Origin of the sequence: Pseudobacillus badius (assembly GCF_002189605.1) — a bacterium.
Taxonomy (GTDB): Bacteria; Bacillota; Bacilli; order Bacillales; family Domibacillaceae; genus Pseudobacillus; species Pseudobacillus badius.
The window spans coordinates 316,169-332,862 of the sequence record NZ_MWMM01000001.1 but is presented as its reverse complement, the minus strand read 5'-3'; the positions used below and the strand labels follow the sequence as shown (position 1 = coordinate 332,862).

Below are 16,694 nucleotides of genomic sequence, written 5' to 3'. Positions count from 1 at the left end.
TTTGGAGCAGCCGCTCCTTTAATCTTTTTACTTCCAATCATCAGGATGTTTTTGCCACTCACGCAGCGTTTCCAGCTCACTTTCTTTTACATATTCTTTCTCGACCGCTACCTCAATCAAGGCAGAATAATCGCTTAAGCTGTGAGCAGTGACATGGGCAGCTTCAAGCTTATCTTTTCCAGCTTTCAGCTCGTATGTAAAGATCGCTGCGACACCGAGCACCTCACATCCGGCTTCACGGAGAGCTTCTACTGCAGTAATGGCGCTTCCGCCCGTAGAAATCAAATCTTCCACAACAACTACTTTCGTTCCTGGCTCTGCCTTGCCTTCAATTTGGTTGCCTTTCCCGTGTCCTTTTGCTTTTGAACGGACATAGCACATCGGCAAGTCCATCAGATCACTCACCCAGGCAGCATGCGGAATACCGGCTGTCGCTGTGCCGGCTACCAGTTCAGCCTCCGGGTAATGTTCCTTAATCAATGAAACAAGGCCCTTGGCAATCGTTTTTCGCGTGCTTGGGTAAGACAAGGTCAAACGATTATCGCAGTAAATAGGCGACTTGATTCCTGAAGACCAGGTAAACGGCTCATTTGGCTGTAAAAAAACGGCTTGAATATCAAGTAACTGTTCGGCAATCTCTTTATTTAACATCTGTCATCTCTCCCCATTGCTGCTTTACTTTTTGATAAGCTTTAACCGGATCGGCCGCTTTCGTGATCGAGCGCCCGACAACAATCATAGAGGAGCCAAGCGCTCTGGCCCCAGCAGGATCAGCTATCCTCTTTTGATCGTTTGCTTCATCTTCCTTCATTCGGATTCCTGGTGTGACTCTTACAAATTCCGCCCCGCACACTTCGCGGATGCGGGCTGCTTCATGGACTGAGCACACAACACCATCGCAGCCCGCCGCTTTTGTTAACTTGGCATAGTGAAGCACCGCTTCCTCTAAAGAAACGGGTATAAGTTGCTCACGATGCATTTGTGTTTCAGAAGTGGAGGTGAGCTGCGTAACCGCGAGAAGCAGCGGTCTGTTTCCCGGTGCCCCTTGCTCTAATCCTTCTCTCGCCGCTGCCATCATTCTCTCGCCGCCGGCAGCGTGCACGTTGATCATATCAACTCCCAGATTCGCAAGACCCTTCATCGCATGCTGTACAGTGTTGGGGATATCATGCAGCTTTAAATCTAAGAAAATCCGGTGATTCATTTCTTTTAATTTTTCAATGATGACCGGTCCATTTTGCAAATACAGTTCCATTCCCACTTTTACATATAGTGATTCCTTAGAAAAGAGTTGCAAAAATTGTTCAGTATCCTGCCATGCAGGAAAATCAAGAGCAATGATAGGCTCTTTTTCCATCCGCTCCCCAGCTCCTTCCAGTTAACTCGCTGATATGATCAATATGATTCGCTTCCAAGTAATGATCCAGCTCCTCAATCAATTCCGGGCAAATGAACGGGTTGGAAAAATTTGCTGTACCTACAGCTACTGCGCTGGCACCCGCCATGTAAAATTCGATGATGTCTTCCACTGTGGAAATGCCGCCCATGCCGATAATCGGAAGATCCGTCTGCTGGCTGACTTCATAAATCATTCGAATAGCTACCGGTTTGATCGCCGGGCCGGATAGACCGCCTGTCCGATTTGCCAAAATCGGCTTTCCTGTGTTTAAATCAATGCGCATGCCAAGCAGCGTATTAATCATCGTTAGCCCGTCTGCTCCGCCGTCCTCGACCGCTTTTGCCATTTCTACAATGTTAGAGACATTCGGGGACAATTTGACATAAACAGGAACCTCAGAAACTTCTTTTACTTTTTTCGTTAAATGCTTTGCTGTTTCTGGTACTGTACCGAAAGCGATGCCCCCTGTCTTTACATTTGGGCAAGAGATATTTAACTCTAGTGCTTGAACGTGGGGAGAGCCGGAAATTGTCTTGGCTACCTCTACATAATCTTCTACCTGTGAACCCGCTACGTTTGCAATAATAGGCACTCTATATTGGGAAAGCCACGGAATTTCCTGCTCCATTACTTTTTCGAGCCCTGGATTTTGCAGCCCGATGGCATTTAACATGCCTGCCGGTGTTTCCGCTACACGCGGAGTTGGGTTGCCAAAGCGCGGCTCTTCTGTTGTTGCTTTGATCATAATCGCCCCAAGAATACTCAAATCGTACAGCTGACTAAACTCCCGGCCGAAGCCGAAGCAGCCGGATGCCGGCATTACAGGATTTTTTAATGTTAAACCAGGCAGTTTCGTTTCTAATCTACTCATAAAGCCACCTCTCCCATCGGGAATACAGGCCCGTCGCTGCAAACTTTGCGGTATTCCGTACCTGTCTGATCGTTTTGAATGTGACAGACGCAGGCGAAGCAGGCACCAATGCCGCAGCCCATCCGCTCCTCTAGTGAAATAAACCCTTTTTTCGTTAATTGCCGTTCTTCCAGTGCTCTAAGCATCGACACCGGGCCGCAGGAATATAAGATGTCTGCTTTCAGGCCAAACTCATCAATCACATTGGTGACAAATCCTTTAGTGCCGAGCGAGCCGTCAACAGTTGCCACATAAGTGACCCCAAGCTGAGAAAACTCCTCTGCATAAAAAGCAACGTCCGCTGATTGAAAACCGAGCACATGAATCGTTTGTACGCCTTTTTCATTCAGCCGCTTAGATAACTCATACAGCGGCGGTACGCCGATGCCGCCTCCGACTAAAATAGCCGTTTCTCCCGCCTGTGCTTCCTCTACCGGGAAGCCATGGCCAAGCGGACCAAGCACGTCAACAGTCTCTCCTGCTTTTTTTTCTGAAAGCAGCTTCGTTCCTTCTCCTTCCGCACGATAAATCATCGTGAAGCGGGAATTGGCTTGATCAATGTTTGCAATACTGATGGGGCGGCGAAGCAGCGGTACTGTTTGTCCGCTTACTTTAAGATGAACGAACCGGCCTGGTTCGTTCATCTCCTGTACAAGCTCACCTTGAAGGGTGAGCTCATAAATATTTTTAGCAAGTTTTTTTTGAGAAAATACCGTCATCCATTCTTTTTTGATCATAACAGCACCGCCTCGGACGTTTTAGAAGTCCCTGCCTTTGGCATCGATTCTGCTGAGAAAATCATGGATTCCAGCACACGCAGAATCGCCTCTGCCGTATCAAGTGAAGTTAAGCACGGAATGCCGTTTTCTACTGTTTCCCGGCGAATCCGGAAGCCGTCCCGCGCCGGCTGCTTGCCTCTAGTTAATGTGTTGATAACGAATTGGGCTTCGCCTGAGCGAATTGTATCAAGGATATCCGGCCCTTTCGCCCCAATCTTAGCCACTGTTTCTGCAGGAATGCCGGCTTCTGTTAAATACTGCGCCGTACCGTGGGTAGCAAGCAGCTTATAGCCGATATTATAGAACCGTTTGGCTAATGCACGCGCTTCTTCCTTATCTTTATCCGCTACCGTCAACAAGACTGTTCCTTTAGTAGGAATTTTAATGCCAGCAGCGACAAGCCCTTTATATAGTGCTTTCTCCACCGTTGTATCTTTCCCCATAACTTCACCTGTTGACTTCATTTCCGGTCCAAGTGTTGTGTCCACCCGGCGCAGCTTAGCAAAGGAGAAAACCGGCACCTTGACGAATACGCCGCTCTCTTCCTCTACAAGGCCGGTTTCGTAGCCCTGGCTGTGCAGAGAATGTCCAAGAATCGCTTTTGTAGCCAGATTAGCCATTGGAATGTTAGTAATTTTGCTAAGGAATGGCACTGTACGGCTGGAACGCGGGTTCACTTCCAGTACAAACACCTCTCCTTTGGATATAACATACTGGATATTAAGCAATCCAACGATGTTTAAGCCCTTTGCCAGCTTGATAGTGTAATCGACAATCGTTTCTTTTTGCTCTTCTGTCAGCTGCTGCGGCGGATAGACAGCAATTGAGTCACCGGAGTGTACACCGGCCCGCTCAATATGCTCCATGATGCCCGGGATCACTACATCTGTACCGTCGGAAATGGCATCCACTTCGATTTCTTTGCCAGTTAAGTAGCGGTCAATCAGTACCGGATGTTCCGGATTCACTTTGACGGCGTTTTTCATATAATGAAGCAGCTCGGCTTCTTTATAGACGATTTCCATCGCCCGGCCGCCAAGCACATAAGATGGACGGACAAGAACCGGATAGCCGATCTCTTTAGCAATTTCTACTGCAGCTTCAACAGAGAAAGCGGTTTTCCCTAGCGGCTGCGGGATACCGAGAGATTGAAGCGTCTGCTCAAACTTATCCCGGTTTTCTGCCCGGTCAAGATCTTCGACTGTTGTACCGAGTATCTTTACTCCATGCTGCACTAATTTCTCAGCCAGATTGATAGCCGTTTGGCCGCCGAATTGGACAACTACCCCTTCCGGCTGCTCTAAATCGATAATGTGCATCACATCTTCAATAGTCAGCGGCTCGAAGTACAGCTTATCGGAGATGCTAAAGTCTGTAGACACTGTTTCCGGATTGTTGTTAATAATGATCGCCTCGTAGCCCGCTTCCTTAATTGCCCAGACAGAGTGCACCGTTGCATAATCAAATTCTACCCCTTGCCCGATGCGGATTGGTCCCGATCCGAGCACAACCACTTTTTTCCGGTCAGTAACAATCGACTCATTCTCTTCCTCATATGTTCCATAGTAATATGGAGTCGCTGATTCAAATTCAGCCGCACACGTATCCACCATTTTATAAACTGGGATCAACTGGTTCTCTTTGCGCCAGTCGTATACTTCTTTTTCTTTCACGCCCCAAAGTGCGGCAATAACAGGGTCGGCAAAGCCCATTTCTTTAGCTTTCCTCGCCACCTCGGCATCAAATGGATGTGCAGCCACTTCCTTTTCAAACTCTACGATATTAGAAAACTTCTTTAAGAAGAAAAGGTCTATTTCACACCATTCATGAATTGTCTCAATCGCAACGCCGCGGCGCAGCGCCTCGCCAATATAGAACAGTCTTTCATCTCCCGCTTTTCGAATCCGCTTTTCAATCAGCGCATCACTTATTTCTTCAGCATCATCAAGCTGAAGGTGATAAACCCCGCTTTCCAAGGAACGAACAGCCTTCAGAATCGATTCTTCAAGCGTACGGCCGATCGCCATTACTTCTCCTGTCGCTTTCATTTGCGTGCCAAGCGTACGGTTGGCTGATTCGAACTTGTCAAATGGCCATCTTGGTATTTTGGAGACAATATAGTCAAGGGCCGGCTCAAAGCAGGCGTATGTTTTTCCTGTTACCGGGTTTTTCATTTCATCAAGCGTTAATCCGACAGCGATTTTGGCTGCCAGTTTAGCGATTGGATAACCTGTCGCTTTAGAAGCAAGGGCAGACGAACGGCTGACACGCGGGTTTACTTCAATGATGTAATATTGGAAGCTATGCGGATCAAGTGCCAATTGCACATTACAGCCGCCTTCGATGCCGAGCGCGCGGATAATTTTCAATGATGTATTGCGCATCATCTGATATTCACGGTCACTTAGCGTTTGGCTTGGAGCCACAACGATCGAGTCCCCTGTATGGACCCCTACCGGATCAATGTTTTCCATATTACAAACGACAATGGCATTGTCATTTGAATCTCGCATCACTTCATATTCAATCTCTTTATAGCCAGCAATACTTTTCTCTAACAGACATTGTGTAACCGGGCTGTACTTTAAGCCGCTCGTTACTGTCTCGATCAGTTCTTCCTCGTTCGTACAAATTCCGCCGCCTGTACCGCCAAGCGTATAGGCCGGGCGGACAATCACTGGATAGCCAATTTTCTCAACAAACGTATATGCTTCTTCCAGTGTATGGATGATTTCACTTTCTGGCACCGGCTCATTCAACTTGTTCATTAGCTGACGGAACAAATCACGGTCTTCGGCCTGCTCAATCGCCGACAGTTTAGTGCCGAGCACTTTCACTCCATATTCTTCAAGAACACCTGCTTTTGCCAGTTCAACTGCCATATTCAAACCTGTTTGTCCGCCAAGCGTCGGCAGAATAGCATCCGGGCGCTCCTTTTGAATAATGCGGCTGACAAATTCAAGCGTGATCGGCTCGATATACACAGCATCCGCAATTTCTGTATCTGTCATAATCGTCGCAGGATTAGAATTCACAAGAATAACGCGGTACCCTTCTTCTTTTAAGGCTAAGCAAGCTTGTGTTCCTGCGTAATCAAATTCTGCTGCCTGGCCGATAACAATCGGTCCGGATCCAATTACTAATATGCTTTTAATATCTGTACGTTTAGGCATGTTGAAGCTCCTTCCCAGCATGTTCTTTCATCATGTTGATAAAGCGGTCGAATAAATGGTTGTCATCTTCCGGCCCAGGCGATGCTTCCGGATGATATTGAACAGTGAAAGCCGGATATTGTTTATGGGCCAATCCTTCAATCGTTCCGTCATTGAGCGCAACGTGAGTAATCTTGAGTTCTGTATGCGCAATTGTTTCTTCATCCACTGCATAGCTGTGGTTTTGGGATGTAAGGGCAGTTTTTCCTGTAGCCAAGTCTTTCACCGGGTGATTGGAGCCGCGGTGTCCGAATTTCAATTTAAATGTATCGGCCCCGGATGCCAGGGCAAAAAGCTGGTGCCCAAGACAGATGCCAAAGATTGGCACTTTTCCAATCAGCTTACTTACGGTCTCAATCGCATGCGGGACATCTTTTGGATCCCCCGGTCCGTTCGACAGCATAATGCCGTCAGGATTCAGCTGCAGAATTTCTTCAGCTGTTGTGTCGTGCGGGACAACGATGATATCGCAGTCACGGTTGTTTAATTCGCGCAGGATGCCGTGCTTCATACCAAAGTCCATCAACACCACGCGATAGCCCCGTCCTGGGTTCGGGTAAGCGGATTTAGTTGATACTTGGTCTACCTGGTCAGTCGGGAGAACCGCTGCCTGCAGGCGATGAATCACTTCCTCTGCTTTTTCCTCAACAGATACGATCGCTCCTTTTAATGTGCCGTACCGACGGATAATTCTCGTTAATTTTCTTGTATCGATGCCGCAAATCGCGGGAATCTGCTTCATTTTTAAATACTCGTCAAGGGACATTTCGCTTCGGAAGTTTGAAGGAAAATCAGCTGCTTCCTTCACGACTAACGCCTTTACAGCAGGACGGATCGTTTCGAAATCGTCACGGTTAATGCCGTAGTTTCCGACTAGCGGATACGTAAAAGTAACAATTTGTCCACAATAAGACGGATCGGATAACACTTCCTGATAACCGGTCATTCCAGTTGTAAATACCACTTCTCCAATAATCTCTTTATCGCTTCCAAAACCTTCGCCGATAAAGACCGTTCCATCTTCTAAAATAAGCTGTTTTTTCATACTTGCACCTTTCCTTCCTGCCATACGAGTTTACCTTCTGAGATTGTGGCTGTTGGCCAGCCGCTGCACTTCCAGCCCGCAAACGGTGTATTCTTCCCTTTGGAATAAAACGTTTCGGGATCAATTTCCTTTTCAGCCTGCAAATCAATCACTGTGATATCAGCAGTGGCTCCTGCTTCGAGCGTTCCGTAAGGCAGCCCAAACGCTTGTGCCGGCTTCACTGTCATCCAATCTACAAGCTGCTGTAATGTAATAAGCCCTTTTTTCACTAGATGCGTGTACAAAAGCGGAAACGCTGTTTCTAAACCAACAATGCCGAATGGAGCAGTCTGCATGCCGGCCGCTTTTTCCTCTGCTGTATGCGGAGCATGATCCGTCGCGATAAAATCAATCGTTCCGTCCAGCAAGCCGTCAATTAAAGCCTGTTGGTCTTTTCTGGACCGCAGCGGCGGATTCATTTTGAAGTTTGTGTCTGCTCCCGGGATATCTTCATCGCAAAGCAGCAAGTGATGCGGGGTTACTTCCGCAGTTACGCGGATGCCTGCTTTTTTCGCATCTCTCACCGTTCTTACGGATCCTTCCGTACTGATATGGCAAACATGGTAATGGCACCCTGCCGCCTCAGCAATCAGCACATCTCTGGCGATATGTACAGATTCACAAATGGAAGGAATGCCAGGGATATTATGTTCTGCGGCAAACTTTCCATCGTGGACGGCTCCTCCGTAAATCAGCGAGTTGTCCTCACAGTGAGCGACTACTGCTGCTCCGATGGCTGCCGCCTGTTTCATTGCTTCATACATCATTCCTGCCTGCTGGATGCCCACTCCATCATCCGTGAAAGCAAACGCTCCAGTCTCTTTTAAGCTCGAAAAATCTGTTAATTCTTTCCCGGCTTCCCGAATTGTAATCGATGCATACGGAAGCACGCGGATATGGGCAGTTTCTGCGATGCGGCGGTTTAAGCTTGTTAAATTTTCCACTGTGTCTGGAACAGGGCGCGTGTTTGGCATAGCAGCAATTGTAGTAAAACCGCCTGCTGCCGCTGCCAGCGTGCCTGTTTGAATCGTTTCCTTGTGTTCGCCTCCCGGCTCGCGCAAATGAACGTGCAAATCAATCAGGCCAGGAACAACCAGCTGTCCTTCCGCATCCAGGACTTTTTCGCCGTTCGCTTTGAGGTCTTCCCCGATTTCTGCAATCTTTGTTCCTTCTACTCGCACATCACGTTTGATGAACTCACCGTTTTCAGCAAGAATATTGCCATTTTTGATTAACCAATTCATTTGAATTGCTCCCTTCCAGCACTTTTTTTAGAACAGCCATTCTCACGAATACACCATTTTCCATTTGTTTAAAAATACGGGACCGGCTGCACTCGACAAGACCATCCGCAATCTCGACATCCCTGTTTACCGGAGCAGGATGCATAATGATGCTTCCCGGCTTCATCCTTTGCTCCCTCTCTACTGTTAAGCCATACATTTGATGGTAGTCTTCTTTTGTCATCTCTGCTCCGCCATCATGGCGTTCATGCTGAATTCTCAGAAGCATCAAGACATCTACCTCTTCTACCAGGCGATCCAGCTCCATATAGTCACCAGCTGTTAAATAGTCATCAGCAAACCATTCTGGCGGTCCTGAAAAGCGAACGTCCGCTCCCAGCTTGCGAAGAGCTTCCGCATTGGAACGTGCGACCCGGCTGTGGCGAATATCCCCAACAATTCCGACCTTTAATCCTTCAAACCGGTTAAACTCCTGCTGGATTGTAAACAAGTCGAGCAGGCACTGGGTAGGATGCTGTCCGCAGCCGTCTCCTGCGTTAATAACCGGGATATTTACTTTATTTACAAGTTGCTTATAATATTGATCTTCTTTGTGGCGGATGACGACGGCATTGACACCGATTGATTCAAGCGTGCGGACTGTATCGTACAACGTTTCTCCTTTTAACACGCTGGAACTTCCTGCTTCAAACGGGATGACCTCAAGGCCTAATTTGCGCTCGGCCACTTCAAAGCTCGTCTTCGTGCGCGTGCTGGCTTCAAAAAACAAATTAGCAACAAATGTCTGCTCGCCTGCTCGCCAGCTTTCACCTTGAGAGAATTTCTGCGCTTGCATTAATATTAACAGAATTTCATCTTTATTCATATCCTTAATTGAAACTAAATTTTGCCTCATCATTTCTCCGCCTCCATTTTTCATAAAAAAAACACCCGTTTCTAAGGGTGTTTAGCAGTTAAGACAATGTTTTGACGGCAAATCCGTGCGCACAATTGTCTAACACCCTTAAATGCCTCTCTGGACATTTTTAAAAGGTCTCTATGAAGTTATGCATATTCCGTTCATTATTTTGTATAGATTATGCATTCACTCTTTGTTTGTCTCTCTGGACAACGATTAAAGAGCACCTGCTTTATTCATGAATGGTTACTTGATCTATTCCATCCGCTTCTTCTAAGGCAACAACGATTCGCTCGCTGCTTGCTGAAGGAATGTTTTTCCCGACATAATCCGCTCGGATCGGCAGCTCGCGGTGGCCGCGGTCAACCAGCACAGCCATTTGAATATGGGAGGGCCGGCCAATATCCATCACTGCATCCATGGCAGCACGGACCGTCCTGCCCGTATAAAGCACATCGTCAACAAGAATGACGATCTTATTCGTTACACTTACAGGAATATCAGACCCCTTGACCTCCGGATCATTGTTGACTGTTTTTACTGATAAATCGTCTCTGTATAACGAGATATCAAGATCACCTACTGGTATATCTTGTCCTTCTATTTGCTTAATCCGTTCTGCCAGCCTTTGCGCTAAATAAATCCCTCTTGTTTTGATTCCGATCAGAACGCAATTTTCAATTCCTTTGTTTTTTTCCAATATTTCATGGGCAATTCGCGTCAATGCCCGGCGTATCGCCTGCTCATCCATCACCGTTGCTTTTTCCATTTCATCACCTCATGACCTTGATCATAAAAAAATCCTCTCGCCGAAAGACGAGAGGGTGCGTTCATGCAAGCATGCGAAGAAGAAACAAGGCTCCTCCTGCATGCAATCCGTTACCTTCTCAGCCTCACGGGACTGTGTGTTAAAGGTCTTATTCAACTATCCTAAGCTTACCTTTTCTTTTTTCGCTTGTCAATTGTTTTTCGACAAGATTTCTAGCAGGCGCTCAAATTCCTTCGGAAGAGGCGCTTCAAATTCCATATATTCACCCGTACGCGGATGAATAAAGCCAAGCACGCCTGCATGCAGCGCCTGACCATCAATATCGAGCGTCTTTTTAGGCCCGTACTTCGGATCTCCGGCAAGCGGGTAGCCAATATACTTCATATGCACCCTGATTTGATGAGTACGGCCGGTTTCAAGCACACATTCAACGAATGTAAAGTTTTCAAACCGCTCCAGCACGTGAAAATGCGTAACAGCATGCTTCCCGCCGTTAGCCACCGTCATGCTTTGTCTGTCTTTTTGATCACGGGCAATCGGTGCGTCAACCGTGCCATGATCATGCGGAATCACGCCATGGACAATGGCACGATACTTCCGGGTGACCGTTTTGTCAACAAGCTGCTGAACAAGCTTCTCGTGCGCCATGTCGTTTTTGGCTACCATCAGCAGACCTGACGTATCTTTATCGATCCGGTGAACAATGCCCGGACGCATCACGCCGTTAATTCCCGATAAATCCTTGCAATGCGCCATTAACCCATTGACAAGCGTTCCGGATAAATGTCCTGGAGCAGGGTGAACGACCATTCCCCGCGGCTTATTGACGACAAGCACATCCCCGTCCTCATAATAAATGTCAAGATCCAACTCCTCCGGCTCTACATCAAGAGGCTCCGGATCTGGAATATCAATCAGCAGTTCATCTCCCTGCACACACTTATAATTCGATTTGACAGGCTTGCCATTGACTTTTATCAAGCCGGCTTTTATCCAATCTTGCACTTGTGTGCGTGACCATTCCTCGTTAATCCCCGCTGCTACTTTATCAATCCTGACATTTTCTTCTTCTTCGCGAACTTTATATTCTATCCTATCCATTCACTTTCCTCTTTTCCTTCCTGTCTTCCATAAACATGGCAATAAACAGCAAAATAACGCCGAATGTTAAAGCAGCATCGGCAATATTAAATATTGGGAAATCGTAATTAAAGATATACGTGTTAAAGAAGTCTACGACCTCCTTGCGGAACACGCGATCAATGAAATTGCCAATCGCCCCTCCAAGCAAAAATGCAAGAGCGCTTTTCATAAGCGGCTTGTTTTTTGCCTCTGTTTGCATATAATATACGATTCCTGCCACAACTACCAGTGTGATGAGATAAAAGAGCCAGAATTGTCCTTCCAGCATCCCCCATGCGGCTCCCCGATTGCGATGGGAAGTAATATAAAAGAAATCCTTTATAATTTCTACACTTTCGCCAATTTCCATACTTTTTACAACTAACCATTTTGTCCATTGGTCCAGCAATACTACAAGCAGCGCTAACAAATAATACAAAGAAACTCCTCCATTTCTATGCGCCTCTTTTCAGCCATTAAAAAAGCTGTCCTGCAAGCAACACACGTTTCCGATAATTACCCAAGAGCATAAATTATCAGAACGGACACTTGCAGGACAACCTCCTATTTAAGCGAGTATAATCGGCTTGCTATTATCTGTCTTACTGTGCTTCCGTGAAATGTTTAGAGACAACATCAGCGCAGCGCGGGCACAGTGTCGGATGCTTCGGATCTTCTCCTACCTCAGCGGAGACCGTCCAGCAGCGTTCGCACGTTTCTCCTTCTGCTTTTTCGACTGTCACAGCGATATGATCGAATACCATCGCATGAGCAGGAGCTTCCTCTTTCGCTCCTCCCCGCTCAAACCCGGAAACAATTAATAATTGTTTCATGTCTTCCTGAATAGAATCAAGCAACGCGCCTGTTTCCTGATCAGTATAGACAGTCACCTTGGCTGTTAACGACTTGCCGATGACCTTCTCGTTGCGGGCTTCTTCGAGCGCTTTCAGCACATCATCGCGTACATCCATAAACTTCGTCCATTTATCCGTCAGCTCAGCTGCTCCATCAAGTGCTTTCCACTCTGGCATATCTGTCAGCTGGACACTTTCTTCTGTGACACCCGGCACGTATGCCCAAACCTCATCGGCTGTATGCGACAAGATTGGCGACAACAGCTTTGTTAACGCGAGAAGTGTTTCATAAAGGACTGTTTGAATCGCACGGCGATCCTGATGATTTTCCGGTTCAATGTACAGAATGTCTTTTGCAAAATCCAGATAGAAGGCGCTTAAATCAACTGTACAGAAATTATTTACCGCATGATAGATAGCAGCGAATTCATAGTTTTCATAATGATAGTGAACTTCCTTGATCAATTCATTCAGCTTCACAAGCATAAATTGATCCACTTCGCGCAGGCTTTCATAGGCAACAGCATGGTCAGCCGGTTGAAAATCAGCTAAATTGCCGAGCAGGAAGCGGAACGTATTACGGATTTTCCGGTAGACTTCCGCCACTTGCTTTAAGATGGCATCTGATACACGGACATCCGCTTGAAAGTCAACGGATGCTACCCATAGACGTAAAATATCAGCTCCGAGCTGTTTCATGACCTTTGAAGGAACAACGACATTTCCAAGTGATTTACTCATTTTGCGGCCTTCCCCATCAAGAGCAAAACCATGGCTCAGCACCCCTTTGTAAGGAGCTTTGCCAGTCACCGCTACACCAGTTGTTAATGAAGAGTTAAACCAGCCGCGATATTGGTCAGATCCTTCAAGATAAAGATCAGCCGGACGCTGCAAATCCTCCCGCTCTTCCAGCACAGCCTGATGCGAAGAGCCGGAATCAAACCATACATCCATAATATCCGTTTCCTTCGTAAATTGGCCGTTCGGGCTTCCAGGATGAGCAAAGCCTTCTGGAAGAAGATCCTTTGCTTCTCTTTCAAACCAAACATTAGAGCCGTGTTTGCGGAATAATTCAGACACGTGGCTAATTGTTTCATCTGTAATAATCGGTTCATTGTTTTCAGCATAGAAAACCGGGATCGGCACACCCCATGCCCGCTGACGGGAAATACACCAATCTCCACGGTCACGAACCATATTAAAGAGACGCGTTTCCCCCCATGCAGGTACCCATTTTGTTTCCTTAATGGCTTCAAGAAGCTCATTCCGGAACTTATCAATAGAAGCAAACCATTGAGCAGTTGCCCGGAAGATCACCGGTTTTTTCGTCCGCCAGTCATGCGGATAAGAATGCGTGAAGAACTCTAATTTGAGCAGTGCGCCTGCTTCTTCTAATTTTTCCGTCACTGGCTTGTTTGCTTCATCATAGAACAAGCCGGCAAAGCCTGGCGCTTCCTCTGTCATCACTCCGCGGTCGTTAACCGGGCAAAGAACATCTAGTCCGTATTTTTTCCCGATTTGGAAGTCATCCTCCCCATGACCAGGAGCTGTATGCACGCAGCCGGTTCCAGCATCGATCGTGACGTGCTCGCCCAGCATGACAAGAGAATCTCTCTCATACAGCGGATGCTTCGCTACAATGTACTCAAGCTCTTCCCCTTTGACTGTCTTCACGATTTCAGGAGATTCCCATCCTACTTTGGCAGCCACTTCTTCAACCAAGTCCTCAACCACCACATATTGCTCGCCGCCTGCTTTTACAACAGCATACTTTAATTCCGGATGAACGGAAATGCCGAGGTTGGCAGGAATCGTCCAAGGAGTTGTCGTCCAGATGACAATTTTAGTGCCTTCCTCCAGTGCGCCTTTTCCGTCTTTGACATCAAAGGCCACATAAATAGATGGCGAGCGCTTGTCTTTATACTCGATTTCAGCTTCAGCCAGAGCAGACTCGCTGGATGGAGACCAGTAAACTGGCCGCAGGCCTTTATAAATATAGCCCTTCTTCGCCATTTCTCCGAAAACTTTAATTTGCTGGGCTTCATATTCCGGCTTTAATGTGATATAAGGGTTATCCCAATCCCCGCGTACGCCTAAATGTTTAAATTGCTCTTTTTGATTTTCAATTTGTTCATACGCATATTTCTCACATAGCTTGCGGAATTCTGCAATGGTCATTTCTTTTCGATTGACGCCTTTATTAGTCAGCGCTTGCTCAATCGGCAATCCATGTGTATCCCAGCCGGGTACATAAGGAGCATGGAAACCGCTCATGGATTTATAGCGGACAATAAAGTCTTTTAAAATTTTGTTCAGCGCATGGCCCATGTGGATATCGCCATTTGCATAAGGAGGGCCGTCGTGCAGAACGAACATTGGCCGCCCTTTCGTCCGCTCCTGAACTTTTTCATAAATTCTCATTTCCTCCCATTGCTTCTGCATAGCCGGTTCACGCTTCGGCAAGTTGCCGCGCATCGGGAACTCTGTCTTTGGCATTAATAATGTGTCTTTGTATTCCATTGTATATCCTCCTTTTTTTACAGCTGCCACCTATATAACAGCAAGGTTAACGCGCCATGCTATTGTTCGGTTCATTTGAACAGGACGAAATAAACAGTTCATTTTCATTCCATTCAGCTAAAGCGTGCAAGAGACATCCTTTGCTCGAATGAGTCAAAAACAATCGGCGCCCCGTTTCACAAAGTCTAAACAAAAAAACCTTCTCATCCCTAGAAAAGGGACGAGAAGGTTTCCCGCGGTGCCACCCTGTTTAACACAAAAAATGTGTTCACTCAAGCATTCGTATCGTGAATGACCCGCTCTTCTCTACTTGACTATTTCGTTCAAAAAGAGCGCTCCAGGGTGATGTTCCATTTTCCAGTTTTACCAGGCTCGCACCATTCCCTGGCTCGCTTAAAAAGAATTGAAAAATGTACTGTCCCTATCATCGCATCTGTCTTATTCGCTTTTTTCTAATGTTTCAATTATAAAAACTGTCCGGCTGTTCGTCAAGCTTACAAATCGTCTTCGCTAAGCTTCTCCAGCTCCTCGTTATCCACTTCAAATTCCATCAGGGCATCCCAGTCATCATTATTAAGCAAATCAAGCTGGGCTTCCATCAGCATCTTAAAGCGGGTGCGGAACACTTTCGATTGTTTTTTCAGCTCTTCAATCTCAATAGCGATTTTTCTGGCTTTTGCCAATGACTCATTGACGATCCGGTCGGCATTCTTTTCTGCTTCCCGGATAAGAAGCTTGGCTTCTTTATGAGCGTTTCTTTTTACTTCCTCTGCAGTTTCCTGGGCAATAACAATCGATTTATTTAACGTTTCCTCGATGTTTGAAAAATAACCAAGTCTTTCACTCTGGCTGTTCAACTGCTCTTCCAGCTCTTTTTTTTCGCGGATAATTAATTCATAGTCTTTGATAATTTGATTTAAAAAACTGTTTACCTCGTCTTCATCGTATCCGCGAAATCCCCGGCTGAACTCTTTATTATGTATATCTAACGGCGTTAAAGGCATAAGCCCACCTCCAGTGCAAATCTTTCATTCACATTTTTATCTGCTGTTTAACATTATAATGGTTTTTCCACAGTTTGTGGTAAAATTCCTCTAATTTTGAGAATTTATTTTACCATTCCTAATATAATTCGCCATTTTTCTTTCTTGGTTTTCCCTTCAACAGCTATTAGCTTCGCCCTTCCTGCTCCCCTCATCGAAAGCATATCTCCCTCTTTGCATTCGAATGCCGGATTCTCCTGCTGCTTCCAGTTGACCTTCACCAGCCCTCCCTTGATGGCCGCTTGTACTTTATGCCTCGATTGCTTTGCAAAAGCGGACAAGATCGCATCAAGGCGCAAGGAACTGACAGTAGCCGCTAGTTCTTTCCAGTCTTCTTCTGGAACAATCGCCTCTTGTCCATCCTTTTCACTAAGCGTTATCTTGGTTTTTCCTATTTGATTAAAATTCAATTCAATGTAACGGCCCACTTCTGCTGCCGCCAAAAATTGAACTCTTTTGCCGTCTGTCAGAATATCGCCAAATTTCCCTCTCTTCAAGCCCAGCCCCATTAAACTGCCAAGCACCTGCGGATGAGTAACCGACACAAATTTATCAGGGTAATTCACCTCATATAGCACAGTATCAAAGTCTTTTTCCGAGGGGGTGAAATAACCAGGGCAAATATAAGCTCTTTTTCTCTCTGACCGGTCTGTTCCTCCAAAAAAGAAAGCCGTGGTATCACCCTGCTCACCAACTATCGATTGAACGATTTCCTGTTCTCTCGGGTCCAGAAAATCGGTCAGCTTTGGTGCATACATTTCAGCCGCCTCTCTTTTCCACTCAAGCACCTGGTCAATAAACTCCTTTTCCTCCGGGCGAAAGTGCTGATAAATAGATGACATGGCATTTTTCTCCTTTCC

14 protein-coding genes and 1 other annotated feature are annotated in these 16,694 nt (G+C 46.4%); all 14 genes read right to left on the bottom strand.

Going from position 1 to position 16,694, the window contains the following annotated elements; genetic code table 11:
* Positions 1 to 27: 27 nt before the first annotated feature.
* The 14 genes from pyrE to B1A98_RS01555 all read right to left on the bottom strand — a co-directional run bounded on the left by pyrE (position 28) and on the right by B1A98_RS01555 (position 16,676).
* Positions 28 to 651 (bottom strand): orotate phosphoribosyltransferase, encoded by a 624-nt coding sequence (gene pyrE, locus B1A98_RS01620; protein WP_063383479.1) that lies wholly within the window; start codon positions 649 to 651, stop codon positions 28 to 30.
* Entirely contained in the window at positions 641 to 1,357 is a 717-nt protein-coding gene (pyrF, locus tag B1A98_RS01615) for an orotidine-5'-phosphate decarboxylase (protein WP_063383478.1), read from the bottom strand. The genes pyrE and pyrF overlap by 11 nt, the downstream gene beginning before the upstream one ends.
* Positions 1,329 to 2,270: a dihydroorotate dehydrogenase gene (locus B1A98_RS01610; RefSeq protein WP_041099867.1), complete on the bottom strand. Its 942-nt coding sequence runs from the start codon at positions 2,268 to 2,270 to the stop codon at positions 1,329 to 1,331. The genes pyrF and B1A98_RS01610 overlap by 29 nt, the downstream gene beginning before the upstream one ends.
* Entirely contained in the window at positions 2,267 to 3,046 is a 780-nt protein-coding gene (locus B1A98_RS01605) for a dihydroorotate dehydrogenase electron transfer subunit (protein WP_063383477.1), read from the bottom strand. The genes B1A98_RS01610 and B1A98_RS01605 overlap by 4 nt, the downstream gene beginning before the upstream one ends.
* Positions 3,043 to 6,261: a carbamoyl-phosphate synthase large subunit gene (gene carB / locus B1A98_RS01600; RefSeq protein WP_063383476.1), complete on the bottom strand. Its 3,219-nt coding sequence runs from the start codon at positions 6,259 to 6,261 to the stop codon at positions 3,043 to 3,045. Before carB ends, B1A98_RS01605 begins: the two co-directional genes overlap by 4 nt.
* Entirely contained in the window at positions 6,254 to 7,345 is a 1,092-nt protein-coding gene (locus B1A98_RS01595; protein WP_063383475.1) for a carbamoyl phosphate synthase small subunit, read from the bottom strand. The genes carB and B1A98_RS01595 overlap by 8 nt, the downstream gene beginning before the upstream one ends.
* A complete protein-coding gene (locus B1A98_RS01590) occupies positions 7,342 to 8,628 on the bottom strand; it encodes a dihydroorotase (RefSeq protein WP_063383474.1) in 1,287 nt (428 codons plus the stop codon). The genes B1A98_RS01595 and B1A98_RS01590 overlap by 4 nt, the downstream gene beginning before the upstream one ends.
* On the bottom strand, positions 8,591 to 9,523 hold the full coding sequence (locus B1A98_RS01585; protein ID WP_041100317.1) for an aspartate carbamoyltransferase catalytic subunit: 933 nt from the start codon (positions 9,521 to 9,523) through the stop codon (positions 8,591 to 8,593). The genes B1A98_RS01590 and B1A98_RS01585 overlap by 38 nt, the downstream gene beginning before the upstream one ends.
* Before the next feature lie 235 nt (positions 9,524 to 9,758).
* Complete coding sequence (gene pyrR / locus B1A98_RS01580; RefSeq protein WP_041099859.1) at positions 9,759 to 10,295, bottom strand: bifunctional pyr operon transcriptional regulator/uracil phosphoribosyltransferase PyrR; 537 nt, start codon at positions 10,293 to 10,295, stop codon at positions 9,759 to 9,761.
* A 189-nt stretch (positions 10,296 to 10,484) separates the two neighbouring features.
* Positions 10,485 to 11,396: an RluA family pseudouridine synthase gene (locus B1A98_RS01575; protein ID WP_041113092.1), complete on the bottom strand. Its 912-nt coding sequence runs from the start codon at positions 11,394 to 11,396 to the stop codon at positions 10,485 to 10,487.
* Positions 11,389 to 11,856 carry a signal peptidase II gene (gene lspA, locus B1A98_RS01570; protein WP_041099855.1) on the bottom strand — a complete coding sequence of 156 codons (468 nt, stop codon included), beginning with the start codon at positions 11,854 to 11,856 and terminating at the stop codon, positions 11,389 to 11,391. Before lspA ends, B1A98_RS01575 begins: the two co-directional genes overlap by 8 nt.
* Positions 11,857 to 12,019: 163 nt before the next feature.
* On the bottom strand, positions 12,020 to 14,791 hold the full coding sequence (ileS, locus tag B1A98_RS01565; protein ID WP_063383473.1) for an isoleucine--tRNA ligase: 2,772 nt from the start codon (positions 14,789 to 14,791) through the stop codon (positions 12,020 to 12,022).
* A gap of 213 nt (positions 14,792 to 15,004) precedes the next feature.
* Positions 15,005 to 15,228 (bottom strand) — a binding site (T-box leader).
* A gap of 57 nt (positions 15,229 to 15,285) precedes the next feature.
* Positions 15,286 to 15,795, bottom strand: a complete 510-nt coding sequence (locus B1A98_RS01560; protein ID WP_041099851.1) for a DivIVA domain-containing protein — start codon at positions 15,793 to 15,795, stop codon at positions 15,286 to 15,288.
* Positions 15,796 to 15,899: 104 nt separating this feature from the next.
* Entirely contained in the window at positions 15,900 to 16,676 is a 777-nt protein-coding gene (locus B1A98_RS01555) for a YlmH family RNA-binding protein (RefSeq protein ID WP_063383472.1), read from the bottom strand.
* Between the last annotated feature and the right edge of the window lie 18 nt (positions 16,677 to 16,694).